The 11,553-nt window shown below is 72.6% G+C and carries 10 protein-coding genes; all 10 read right to left on the bottom strand.

What is annotated here, in order from left to right:
* Nucleotides 1–22: 22 nt before the first annotated feature.
* From ACNNMR_RS02330 to ACNNMR_RS02375, 10 genes are read right to left on the bottom strand one after another with little or no spacing between them, the layout of a single operon-like run.
* Nucleotides 23–1,012 (bottom strand): alpha/beta hydrolase, encoded by a 990-nt coding sequence (locus ACNNMR_RS02330; protein ID WP_419992787.1) that lies wholly within the window; start codon nucleotides 1,010–1,012, stop codon nucleotides 23–25.
* Nucleotides 1,009–2,517 (bottom strand): NAD(P)/FAD-dependent oxidoreductase, encoded by a 1,509-nt coding sequence (locus ACNNMR_RS02335; protein ID WP_419992788.1) that lies wholly within the window; start codon nucleotides 2,515–2,517, stop codon nucleotides 1,009–1,011. The genes ACNNMR_RS02330 and ACNNMR_RS02335 overlap by 4 nt, the downstream gene beginning before the upstream one ends.
* Before the next feature lie 3 nt (nucleotides 2,518–2,520).
* The gene (locus tag ACNNMR_RS02340) at nucleotides 2,521–3,492 is read right to left on the bottom strand and encodes an NAD-dependent epimerase/dehydratase family protein (RefSeq protein ID WP_419992789.1); all 972 of its coding nucleotides are present in this window, start codon (nucleotides 3,490–3,492) and stop codon (nucleotides 2,521–2,523) included.
* Nucleotides 3,489–4,757, bottom strand: coding sequence for a nucleotide sugar dehydrogenase (locus ACNNMR_RS02345; protein ID WP_419992790.1), 1,269 nt, complete (start codon nucleotides 4,755–4,757; stop codon nucleotides 3,489–3,491). Before ACNNMR_RS02345 ends, ACNNMR_RS02340 begins: the two co-directional genes overlap by 4 nt.
* A gap of 55 nt (nucleotides 4,758–4,812) precedes the next feature.
* Entirely contained in the window at nucleotides 4,813–6,426 is a 1,614-nt protein-coding gene (locus ACNNMR_RS02350; RefSeq protein WP_419992791.1) for a class I adenylate-forming enzyme family protein, read from the bottom strand.
* A gap of 27 nt (nucleotides 6,427–6,453) precedes the next feature.
* Nucleotides 6,454–7,392, bottom strand: coding sequence for a UbiA family prenyltransferase (locus tag ACNNMR_RS02355; protein WP_419992792.1), 939 nt, complete (start codon nucleotides 7,390–7,392; stop codon nucleotides 6,454–6,456).
* Between the two features lie 32 nt (nucleotides 7,393–7,424).
* A complete protein-coding gene (locus ACNNMR_RS02360) occupies nucleotides 7,425–8,255 on the bottom strand; it encodes a class I SAM-dependent methyltransferase (protein WP_419992793.1) in 831 nt (276 codons plus the stop codon).
* A gap of 19 nt (nucleotides 8,256–8,274) precedes the next feature.
* Entirely contained in the window at nucleotides 8,275–9,393 is a 1,119-nt protein-coding gene (locus ACNNMR_RS02365; protein WP_419992794.1) for a DegT/DnrJ/EryC1/StrS family aminotransferase, read from the bottom strand.
* Nucleotides 9,390–10,589, bottom strand: coding sequence for a DegT/DnrJ/EryC1/StrS family aminotransferase (locus ACNNMR_RS02370; protein ID WP_419992795.1), 1,200 nt, complete (start codon nucleotides 10,587–10,589; stop codon nucleotides 9,390–9,392). The genes ACNNMR_RS02365 and ACNNMR_RS02370 overlap by 4 nt, the downstream gene beginning before the upstream one ends.
* Nucleotides 10,586–11,500 carry a 4-(cytidine 5'-diphospho)-2-C-methyl-D-erythritol kinase gene (locus tag ACNNMR_RS02375; RefSeq protein WP_419992796.1) on the bottom strand — a complete coding sequence of 305 codons (915 nt, stop codon included), beginning with the start codon at nucleotides 11,498–11,500 and terminating at the stop codon, nucleotides 10,586–10,588. Before ACNNMR_RS02375 ends, ACNNMR_RS02370 begins: the two co-directional genes overlap by 4 nt.
* Nucleotides 11,501–11,553 lie beyond the last annotated feature (53 nt).

The following is an 11,553-nucleotide window of genomic DNA, read 5'->3' on the forward strand; positions in this document are numbered from 1 at the left end:
TTTTTGAGTGGAGGGTGCGGCATCACTGGGGCCCGGCGGGCAAGTGCCGTGCGAGCCAGGCGCGGGTCAGGGCGTAGCACCGCGGTGCGTCGCGGTGGAGGTTCAGGGAGTGTCCGCAGCCGGGGATGACGTGGGCTTCCAGCTGGGCGGACGGGGAGTAGTAGTCCTGTTCGTACTGCTGCACGGCCGTCGATTCGGCGGCAAAGCCGATGTCGTCGCCGGCGAAGAGCGCGTCGTGCTCCCCCACCACCACCAGGACGGGCACCTCGATGGCCCGGGAGTATTCGGCGAGGTACGTCTCGGGCAGCGAGTTGCCCTCGCCCCAGGTGGCGGTGGACTTGATCCGCTCGTTGTAGTCGCTCAGCTCCGGGTCGATGCCGGGCGCGTACTCGAGCATCCGGGCCCGGCGGCCCGGCCGCTGGGTGAGGTAGTCGGCGGGCGCGCCGGAGCCGGCGAGCAGCGGGTCCTGCCCTGCCGGGTGGAAGAACTCGTGGACCTTGTCGACCTTCTTGTAGAAGCCCGACTGCGCGTGCAGCATCCCGGTGACCACCACGGCATCGACGTCCCGGTGCCGGGCCGCCTCGACGATGGCCAGCCCGGAGCCGTACGAGTGGCCGATGGTGACCACCCGCGGGAACCACCGTCCGGCCGGGGTGCCGGTGCGCAGCTCCTGGACGACGTGGTGAATGCTCGCCACGTGGGAATCCAGGTTCACCTGGTGGCCGTCCGGCCGGCTGGAGGCGCCGGTGCCGAGCCGGTCGAGGAGCAGCACGGCGTGGCCGGCGCGCAGCATGTGCGCGCTGTAGTCCAGCTCGCCGGGCACGGTCCAGTAGCGGCGGTCGTAGGTGAGTCCGGGCAGCAGTACCTGCACCGTGCTCGCGCCGCCGGCCGGCACCAGCAGCTCGGCGGCGAGGGTCCACTCGGCGCCGGCGTAGCGGATGCCGAAGGTGATCTCCTCGCTGACCGTGCCCGCCGGCGCGGGTGCCGGCGACGTCTGCGGGACGGTTGTCATCTCTGCCTCCGCGCCTGTGCGGGTTCCGGGGTGGCCGCGGGGGCCGGCTCTGCCGACGGCCGGGCGGCGGCTGCCGGGCGGGGACGCCGGGCGCCGGGGCCGTGCGTTTTGCTGGGCGGCCCGGTGGGCAGCTCGCCGCGCGGACCGCGCAGGGCGGCGGCGAGTACCCGGGGCCGGAAGGCCGCCGTGGGCGGTGCGAGCAGCATGGTCAGCTCGATCAGCAGCCGCGCGGCATGGTGGTCGGTGACCGCGGCCGCGGCGATCCGGTCCATGTACTTCTTGCCGAGCCGATCCACGGCGCCGGGCGGACTGGCCGCGGCCGCCCACGGATAGGCGAGGTCCATGCTGGACGCCAGCTGCCAGGCGGGGGCGATCGTCCGCGCGAGCCTGCGCCGCAGCCGGTACGCCAGGCCGACGACGGTGCCGTGGGCGGTGAGCAGCTCGTCGAGCACCAGTGCCGACTGCACGGCCACCGACATGCCCTGTCCGTAGCTGGGGTTGAAGGCGCCGAGCGCGTCGCCCAGGACGAGGAACTGATCGGGCCAGCGGCGCATCTTCTCGTAGTGCCGCCACCGGTTCTCGGTGCGCCCGGAGCCGTGTACGGGGCCCAGCGGGCTCGCCGACTCGATGACCTCGCGCAGCACCGGGTCGCGCAGCTTGCCGGCCGCCTCCAGCAGGCCGGCCGGGCTGGTGGCGGGGCGTTCGTCGCCGGAGGCGGAGACCGACACCATCCAGCGGCCGCGCTCGATCGGGTTCAGGATGCCCTGGCGCGGGCAGTCGGGCGAGGCCATCAGCAGCATGCAGGTCCAGTCGGCGACGTGCCCGACGGGCGGTGCGAAGACCTGGGTGGCGTACGCGGTCCTGGCGCTGACCACCGACTCCTCGGGCGCGCCGTAGCCGAGTTCGGTGAGCCACTGCGGGGCCCGGGACCTGCGGCCGCTGGCATCCACGGTGAACTCGGCGGGGATCAGTCGCTTCTCGCCCCAGCCGCCGGTCGCCTTGGCGTCCTTGGGGCGGGCCCACACGCCGGTGACGGTGTCATTGCGGCCCGGCTCGAGCCCGATGACCTCGTGTTCCTCCAGGATCGTCACCTTGGGCTCGGCGAGCAGGCGGCGGCGGACCACGGCGTCGAGGACGTCGCGGGTGCCGGTCATCATCGACAGGCCGGTGTCGAACCGCGGCATCCAGCCCTGCGGGCCGAGCAGCAGCATGTCCTCGGGCATGCGGACCCGGACCATGCCGGCGGTGATCAGCTCCCGGGAGATGCCGGGGAACAGGATCTCCAGGCCCTCATGGCCGGCGGCCATGAGGTTGTGGGCATGCCGGGACTGGGCCACGCCGCGCCGCCAGCGGGCGCCGCGGGGCAGCCGGTCGCGTTCGATGACGGTGACCCGGTCCATCGAGTTGGCCAGCGCCCGCGCTGCCGTCAGTCCGGCGAGGCTGGAGCCGATCACCACGGCGTGACCGTCCCCGGTCCATCCGGGGGCGTTTGGATCCAGGCTCATCATTTACCGCCCTTTCAGTGCGTTGTGGGTGCTGGTGAGCGCCGGTGGGCGCAGGGCCCGGGCCACTGACGGCAGGCCCTCGACGACGCTTGGGTACCGCGGCTGCCAGCCGAGCTCGGCCCGGGCCCGGGCGTTGCTGAGGCGATAGGAGGTGGTCAGTGAGCGGACGGCGGGCAGGCCCAGGGCGAGGGCGGCGGCCGGGCGGGGTACGGGCTGAGCCGGGCGGGCCTCGAAGGCGCGGGCGGTGGCGGCGGCGAAGGCGGCCAGGGGCAGCGGCGAATCGTCCGCGACGTTGTACTCCGCCCGGGCCGGGGCCCGCTCCAGCGCCGCCACGTGGGCGGCCGCCAGGTCGTCCAGGTGGACGCAGCTCCAGTAGTTGGTGCCGTCGCCGGGATAGCGGATCCGGCCGGCGGCCGCGGGAGCGGCGAAGGCGCGCTCGAAGTTGCCGCCGGGGCCGTAGACGAATCCGGCGTGGAGGGCGATGAAGTCCAGGCCCTGGCCGCCCAGTTCGCGCAGCATGGCCACCCCTTGGGCGTGCCAGGTGCCGAGGGGCGCCGGGCGGTGGGCGGCCGACTCCTCGATCCAGTGCGCGCCGTGGTCGCCGTAGATCCAGCCGCCGCTGGCGTACAGCAGCCGCTTGCCGCCGGCGAGGCAGGCGCGGGCGAGGGCGGCGGCCATCACGCCGTCGGCGGCGAGCATCCGGCCGATCCGGGAGCGGGTCAGCCGTCCGGGAGCGCGCAGTTGGGCCGCGTGCACGACCGCGTCCACGCCGGCGACGAGCGGGACGTAGGTGTCCGGCCGCAGCATGTCGCCGGTGTGCAGGCGGGCGCCCGCGGCGGCAAGGGGCGCCGCTCCGATGGGGTCGCGGACGAGCCCCGTCACCGCGTGCCCGGCGTCCAGCAGCGCCCGGGCCACGGCGCCGCCGACGTATCCGCTCGCGCCCGTGACCAGTACGTGCCGGGAGCCGGGCGTCACAGGAACTCCACGTTGGCGGTGGCCGGCAGCCGTCGCCGGCAGTCCAGGACGAACGGGGCGTGCTCGGTGACGAGTCCGTAGTCGAACGCGGAGTGGTCGGTGAGCAGCACCACGGCGTCGGCGGTGGCCACCTCCTCGGCGTCCAGCTCGACGCGTACCACCCGCGGGTCGATGGGCGCCGACTCCACGACGTACGGGTCGGCCGCCCGCACCTGGGCGCCGAGCCGCAGCAGGCCGTCGACGACGCGGACGGCCGGCGACTCCCGGGCGTCGCCGGTGTCCGGCTTGTAGGCGAGGCCGAGGACCAGGACGCGGGCGCCGCTGAGGGCGCGGCCGCGGGTGTTGAACGCGGTGAGCAGGCGCTGCACCACGTATCCGGGCATGTGGTCGTTGACGTCGTTGGCGAGCTCCACGAAGCGGAAGCGGTGGCCGAGGGCCCGGTTGACCCGCCAGGAGAGGTAGACGGGGTCGACGGGCAGGCAGTGGCCGCCGACGCCGGGGCCGGGGGTGAAGCGCATGAAGCCGAACGGCTTGGAGGACGCGGCCTCGACCGCCTCCCAGACGTCGATGCCGAGCTCGTTGGCGTAGATGGCGAGCTCGTTGACCAGCGCCACGTTGACGTGCCGGAAGGTGTTCTCGATCAGCTTCGTCAGCTCGGCGACCTTGGTCGAGTTGACCGCCACCGTGCTGGCGACGACGCTCGTGTAGAACTCCTCGACGGCGCGCAGGGAGTCGGCGTCGATGCCGGAGACGACCTTGGGGGTGGTCGCCAGCGTCCAGGCGCGGTTCCCCGGGTCGATCCGCTCGGGGCTGTAGCCGAGGTGGAAATCGGCTCCGGCGCTCAGCCCCGAGTACTCCTCCAGGATCGGGGCGACCAGTTCCTCGGTGGTGCCGGGATACGTGGTGGACTCCAGGATCACAGTGGCGCCCTGGCGCAGGAAGCGCCCCAGGCTGCGCGCCGCGGACTCGATGTGGCTGAGGTCGGGCACGCCTTCGCGCAGCCCCGTCGGCACGCTGATCACCGCCACGTCGAAGCCGCCGATCCGGCGCTCCTCGGTGGTGGGCAAGTAGCGGCCCGAGGCGAGGACGGCCTTCAGCTGTTCGGGGGCGACGTCCTCCACGAAGGACTCGCCGGCCTCCAGCCTCTTGATCCGCTGTGCGTCGACGTCGAAGCCGACGACCGTGTGCTGCTCGCCGGCCTCGGCCGCGCGCACGGCAAGCGGCAGGCCGACGTACCCCTGGCCCATGATCACGATCTTTGGCATCGCGTCGTTCCGTTCGGTCGTAGTCGGTTGGGTAGGTGCGGTGCGGGCGCGCCGGTCAGGTCCAGTGGCCGGTGCCGAAGGTGGCCTCGGAGTGGAGCACCCGCTGGCGCAGCGCGAAGCGGCGCACCTTCCAGGTGCCGGTGCGCGGGAAGTCCTCCCAGGCGATGACGTGCGGCTCGGCCAGCTCCGGCAGCCCGCGGGTGGCCTCGCTCCACTCGTCCGCGGACAGCTCGCCGTGGGCGAGGCTGATCACCGGGACCGGCTTGCCGCCGGGGTCGCCGAGGACGATCACCTCCGTGGCCCGGTCGATGCGTTCGAGCAGCACCGACTCCAGGGCGATGCCGCTGACGCCGGGGATCAGGTCGACCTCCCGGTCGAGCAGGCGCAGGGTGCCGGTCCGCGAGCGCACCCCGAGGTCCCCGGTGTTCCACCAGCCGTCCCAGTCCTTCTCGGTGTGCCGGTCCTCCTCGCCGAGGTAGGTCAGGCAGCGTCCTTTGGTGCGTACGAGCACGACTCCGGACTTGCCGGCCGGCACGGGCCGGCGGGTCTCCGGGTCGACGATCTTCACGCGGGTGACGAACGGGATCGGCCGGCCGACATTGTTGGTGACCGGGTCGAGGGCGCCGGCGTTCTCGCGGATCTGCTTGCGGGAGTAGACGGCCATGGCGACCGGGCCCGTCTCGCTCTGGCCCCACACCTGGCCCCACATCGGGCGCTTGCGCCGGGAGGCCTCCATGAACTTCCGCACGGTGGGCGGGTGGATGGCGTCGAAGGTGTTGAGGTACGTACGCACCCGGGAGAAGGCCTCGGGGTGGGACTGGGTCAGCGGCTCCCACCGCTGGTAGATGTTCGGGCAGGCCTCCAGGACCGTCGGCCGGTGCTGGGAGAGGAGCTTGGCGGCGGTGTCGGGTTCTGATCCGCCGAGCACCACGACCTTGTGCGGCGGCCGGGCCAGCTGGGCGAAGGTCCAGGTGATGGCGCGGCCGTGGACGAAGGCGATGCAGGAGGCGAAGACGTCGTCCGGCCGGATGGACAGGCCGGGGATCGGCAGCGTCTCCAGCTTGGTCAGCACGCCGATGAGGGTCTGCGGCGAGTGCACCACCAGCTTCGGCACTCCGGTGGTCCCGGAGGTGTGGGTGCAGATCATCGGCTCGTGGTCGGGGCGCAGGCTCATCGGCGGGACGTCGGCGCCTTCGAGCGAGGCCAGCGAGACCGCGTTCGGGGCCAGGTCCGCGCCCCCGTTGATGGCGACGATCTGCGTGGTCTGCGGCACCAGCGGCACGCCCTCGGCGGCGGCCGCGGCGAGCACCGAGCCGGACGCCGCGAGTACGCGCGGCTCGAACCGCTCCATGATCGCGGCGTGCACCTGCGGGTCGTTGGTGGCGGAGATCATGGCGGGCAGCGCGCCGATGCGGGCGGCGGCCGCGGCCAGCAGCACCACGTCGTGGTGGTTGTCCTTGATGATGGCGAGCCGGTCGCCGGAGCGCAGGCCCGCCTCCCACAGCCGCCCGGACATCTCGGCGACCAGCCGGGCCAGCGCGGTGACGTCGTACTCGACGCCGCGCTCGGGCGCGATGTCGAACGGCCGGTCGAGGTGCCAGACGGGCCCGGCGCCGGCGTAGTGCTCGAACAGCGCGCCCAGATTCTTGGGACGTGGAGTCTTCTTCATGTCGGCATGGCTCTTTCGAGGGAAGGGTCAGCTGAGGACGAGCAGGTTGGCGGCGAGCAGCGCGGCCACTCCGATGCGGTGGGTGTCGACGCCGAGCTTCCGGGCGCGCAGCGCGTCGCCGCGCACAATCCCGGCGCCCAACTGCCGGGCCCGCATGGCGAGCGGCAGCAGCATCCAGGCGAGGAACGAGGCCGGTACGGCGCCGGCGGCCCAGGCGACGAGCAGCGCGGCGGTCTCGGCGAGCGACAGCAGCACGATGGCGATGCGGTACGCGGACGGGCTGAGGGTGGTGGCCAGGTTCCGCCGGCCCGCGGCCTTGTCGCCGACCCGGTCATTGACGTTGGAGTAGACCGACACCAGCAGCGACCACAGCCCGATGAGGAAGGCTTCGAGGATGATCGCTCCGCTCAGCTCGCCGTGGATCAGGCCGTACGGGATCAGCGCCATCAGGCCGGGGCTCGCCAGCAGCACCAGCTCCTGGCAGCCGCGATAGCTCAGCCGCAGCCCGTACGCGTACTGGACGCTGATCGCCACCTGGAACGGGATCAGGGCCAGCACCCAGCCGGAGCGCTCCGGTGCGAGGGCGGCGGCGATCCCGAGCCAGATGACGGCGGTGATCAGCGCGGCGTAACCGAACCGCACTGCCTGGCGCTCCGTCAGGTCGCCATTGATCAGGGGCTTGCGGGCGCGGTTGCGCAGGCTCTGCGCCGGGTCGTAGTTGGTGTGGTCACTGCCGTCGCGGTAGCCGTGCACGTCGTCGAAGGCGACGGTGGCGGCCGTCATGGCGACCCAGCCGAGGGTGGCGGCCAGCAGCGTGCCCAGCACCCGCCCGTCGTCGCGCTGTGCGGCGGGCAGCAGGGTCCAGACGACAGGGGCGGCCAGGTAGTAGTCGTAGAACGTCAGCTTGGCCAGCCGGAAGTAGGCGAGCAGCCGGCTCGCCGGCACAGCCGCGGTCGTGGTGCTCATGCCCTCTCCTTCCGTCGTACGGCGCTTGAGCTTCAGGCGTTCTTCGGCTTGCGGCCGGTGGTGGATATCTGCACCTGGCTGAGCCAGTTGTGGGCCGGGTCGCCCATCTCGGCGATCGCCTCGTCGATGCGCTCCCGGCCGACCAGGTCGGTGGCAATGATCTGCGGGGCCATGAACTGCAGCCAGAGCTGGTAGTGACGGGCCTGCTCGGAGCCGCCGCGCACCAGCACCACGCGGCCCTCCGCCTGGACGTCCTCCAGGCCCGACGACAGCGCGAAGTGATAGTCGACGTGACCGCCGCGCGGGTCGTGCCCTGCCTCGCGCATCAGGCCGTATCCGGCGGCCCGTACGTCCTGCAGGAAGTCCTCGCTCGCCGCGCTGCGGAAGAGCGTGGAGGAGTCGGTGTCCTCCAGGAACAGCACCCCGCCGGGGCGCAGGGCCCGTACGAACTTGGCGATCACGGACTCGCGGTCGGGCAGGTGCTGCACCAGCATCCGGGCGTGCACCAGGTCGAAGGACTCGGCGGGCAGCTCGTCGTCACGGACGTCGATCTCCCAGCACTCGAAGGTGCCCGCCTCGCGGTCGGCGTCCAGCCGCACCGTCTCCAGGTCGGCGGCGACGACCCGGCCGCTGGGCCCGGCCAGTTCGGCGAGGTGGCGGGCCGCCGAGCCGGATCCGGCGCCGACCTCGAGGCAGTGCCAGCCGTCGCTCACGCCCAGGGACCTGAAGCGCTCGAAGGTGCCGGGGTCCCAGATCGCCTCGTTGGTGCGCAGCCGCTCGGTCTCCTGGTCCCACAGGGAGTCGAAGACGTACTCCTGGCGGGCGCCCGCTTCCTGCGGGGTGGTCTGCACGGATGTGGTCATGGGCAGTGCTCCGTCTCGCTCAGGCGAAGAAGTCGCAGATGGTGTCGGCGATGCGCTCGACATCGGCGTCGGTCAGATGCGGCCAGATGGGGATCGCGAGGTTGGACCGGCTCGCCCAGCGGGAGTGCGGCCAGTCGATGCCCTCGGGCGCCCATGCGGCGAAGGCGGGCTGCAGCGGCAGCGGCGTGGGGTAGTACACGTGGCTGCCGATGCCGTGCTCCATCAGGTAGGCCCGCAGGTCCTCACGGCGGGAGACCTGGAGTGAATAGACGTAGTAGCAGCGTCCGTTGCGCCCGGCGGGCGGGGCCTTGACGTCGCTGTCGGCCAGGGCGGCGAACCGCTCCGTGTAGTAGTCGGCGATCTGCGCCCGGCGCTCGAGCCGGTCGCCGAGGGTGGGCAGCCGGTGCAGCTGGAAGGCCGCGATCACCTCGTCGAAGCGGCTGTTGCGGCCGACCCGGTGGTGCAGGAAGCGGGTCACCCCGTCCTGCCCGTGGTTGCGCAGCATGCGTACGGCACGGGCGAGCTCGGGGTCGTCGGCGAGCACCACGCCGCCCTCCCCCGCGGTGCCCAGGGCCTTGACCTGGAAGAAGGAGAAGACGCCGAGCGTCCCCCAGCGGCCGGCCGGCACCCCGTCGAGCACCGCGCCCTGGGCCACCGCCGCGTCCTCGATGACGGGCAGGTCGTGGCGCCGCGCGATCTCCATGATCCGCGGCATGTCCGCCATGATCGAGAAGAGGTGGGCGGGCATCACGGCCCGGGTGCGCTCGGTGATCAGCGATTCCATGGAGTCCGGGTCCATGACCATCGTCCACGGATCGACGTCGGCGAAGACGGGCACCGCACCCGCGTTGACCACGGACGAGGCGACCGGCTGGCAGCAGAACGCGGGCACGATCACCTCGTCGCCCGGGCCGATGTCCAGGGCTCCGACGGCCAGTTCGAGGCCGCCGGTGCCGCTGCCGCAGGCGATCACGTCGCCGGCGCCGGTGTCCTTCTTGAGCTGCTGCTCGAACTCCGCCGTGCGCCGGCCGAGGATGAACCGCTGTTCCGGGTCGGTGCCGGTCTCCAGCAGCGCCTTCAGCAGAACGTCCCGGTCCGCCTCGAACAGGTCGGGCGGGAAGAAGGGCAGGGTCTTCACAGCTGCCTCCCGTCGAAGAAATCCCGGATGGTGCCGGTCACGTAGTCGAGCTGCTCCTCGGTGAGGTCCGGGAAGAAGGGCAGCGCCACCGCGTGGGCGCTGGCCGCCTCGGCGACCGGGAAGTCGCCCTCCCGGTGGCCGTGGCCGGCGAAGCAGGGCTGCAGATGCAGCGGGATCGGGTAGTACGTGTCGGTCCCGATGCCGCGCGCGGTGAGGTGCGCGACCAGTTCGTCCCGGCGCTCGGTCTCGATCTCGTAGACGTAGAAGACGGGGTCGGTGGGGACGCCGCGCTCCACGATGGCCGGCAGCCGCAGCACGCCGGGAATCCCGCTCAGCCGCTCGGTGTAGGCGGCGGCGAGGGTGGCGCGGCGGGCGATGTCCGCGTCGAGGCGCTCGAGCTTCGCCAAGAGCACCGCCGCCTGCAGGTCATCCATCTTGGAGTTGGTGCCGGAGGCGCCGGAGAGGTTGGAGATGCCGGCGATGTGGTCGATGGTCTTTCCCATCCGGCCGTGGTGGCGCAGGATCGACACCCGCTCGGCGATCTCGTCGTCGTCGGTGATGACCATGCCCGCGTCGCCGATCGCGCCCAGCGTCTTGGTGGGGAAGAAGGACAGGATGCCGCCCCGGGACAGCAGCCCGGCGTGGGTGCCGTTCCAGCGCATGCCGATCGACTCGGCGCTGTCCTCCACCACCGTCAGTCCGTGCGCACGGGCGACGGCGTTGATGGCGTCCATGTCGGCGAGCTGGGTGAACAGATGGGCCGGCATGACCGCCTTCGTACGCTCGGTGATCACCGAGGCGAGCGAGTCCGGGTCCATCGCGTACGTCACCGGGTCGATGTCCGCGAAGACCGGCCGGCCGCCGGCGAGCACGACCGATGTCGCGGTCGCGACGAAGGTGAACGCGGGCACGACGACCTCGTCGCCGCGCTCGATCCCGGCGGCGCGCAGCAGCAGAGTCAGCGCGTCGGTGCCGTTGTTCACGGCGATCGCGTGCCGGGCGCCGGTGTAGGCGGCCAGCGCCCGCTCCAGCTCGAGCACCTTGCGGCCGTGCGAGTACTTGCCGCGCTCGAGCACGTCCTCGGTGTGGGCCGCGATCTTCGGCCACAGCTCCTCGAAGGTGTTCACCTGACTGAAGAACGGCACCTGTACCGGCGCCGCGGCGCCCTCCGGGGGCCGGGTCGTTACGGGATTCACGCTGCTCCTTCACTGACAAAGGTGGCGGAGACGGTGGCGCCCGGCACCGGGCCGGTGGCGGTGTGCACCGCGCGGCACTGCCCGGAGCCGTCCAGGGCCCGGGCCAGCCCGTCCGCGGCGGGCGCACTGCCGACCAGGAAGGCGCAGGTGGGGCCGGAGCCGCAGAGGATGCCGCCGAGCGCCCCGGCCGAGGTGCCGAGCCGCAGTACGGAGCCGAGTTCGGGGCGCAGCCGCAGAGCGGCGGCTTGGAGGTCGTTGCGTAACAGGGGGGCCAGCCCGGCGGCGTCGCCGGCGGCGAGGACCGAGGCGAGCCGGTCGGGGGCGGCCGGGTCCGGCGCGGGTGCGGCGAGCCGGTCGAACTCACGGAAGACCACGGGTGTGCTCAGGCCGGTGTGCGCCTGCGCGAACACCCAGTGGAACGTGCCGCCGTCGGGCAGCCGGGTCAGCTTCTCGCCGCGGCCGGTGCCGAGCGCGTTCCCGCCGAACAGCGCGAACGGTACGTCGCTGCCGAGCTCTTCGGCGCAGGCGGCGACGGCCGGGTGGGCGGCGTCGGCCCCGTACAGGTGGGCGCAGGCGACGAGGGCGGCGGCCGCGTCCGCGCTGCCGCCCGCCATGCCGCCCGCCACCGGGATCCGCTTGTCGATGTGCAGGTGCACCCGCGGCCGCGTCCCCAGCCGGTCGGCGAGCATCACGGCGGCGCGGGCCGCCAGGTTGTCCGGGCCGACGGGGACTCCGCCGGTGTCGGATCCGGCGACGGTGAGCTGTAGCTCAGCCGCCGGACGGGCCTCGACGGTGTCGTGGAGCGAGACGGCCTGGAAGGCGGTGACCAGTTCGTGGTAGCCGTCCTCCCGGGTGTGGCCCACACCGAGATGGAGATTGACTTTGGCCGGCACCCGGACCGTGACGCTCATCGCGGTGCGCCCGAGATCTCGGTCATGATCCTGACCGCCTTCCTGACGATGAG

The sequence above is a fragment of the Streptomyces boninensis genome, from assembly GCF_048572725.1.
GTDB lineage: Bacteria > Actinomycetota > Actinomycetes > Streptomycetales > Streptomycetaceae > Streptomyces > Streptomyces boninensis.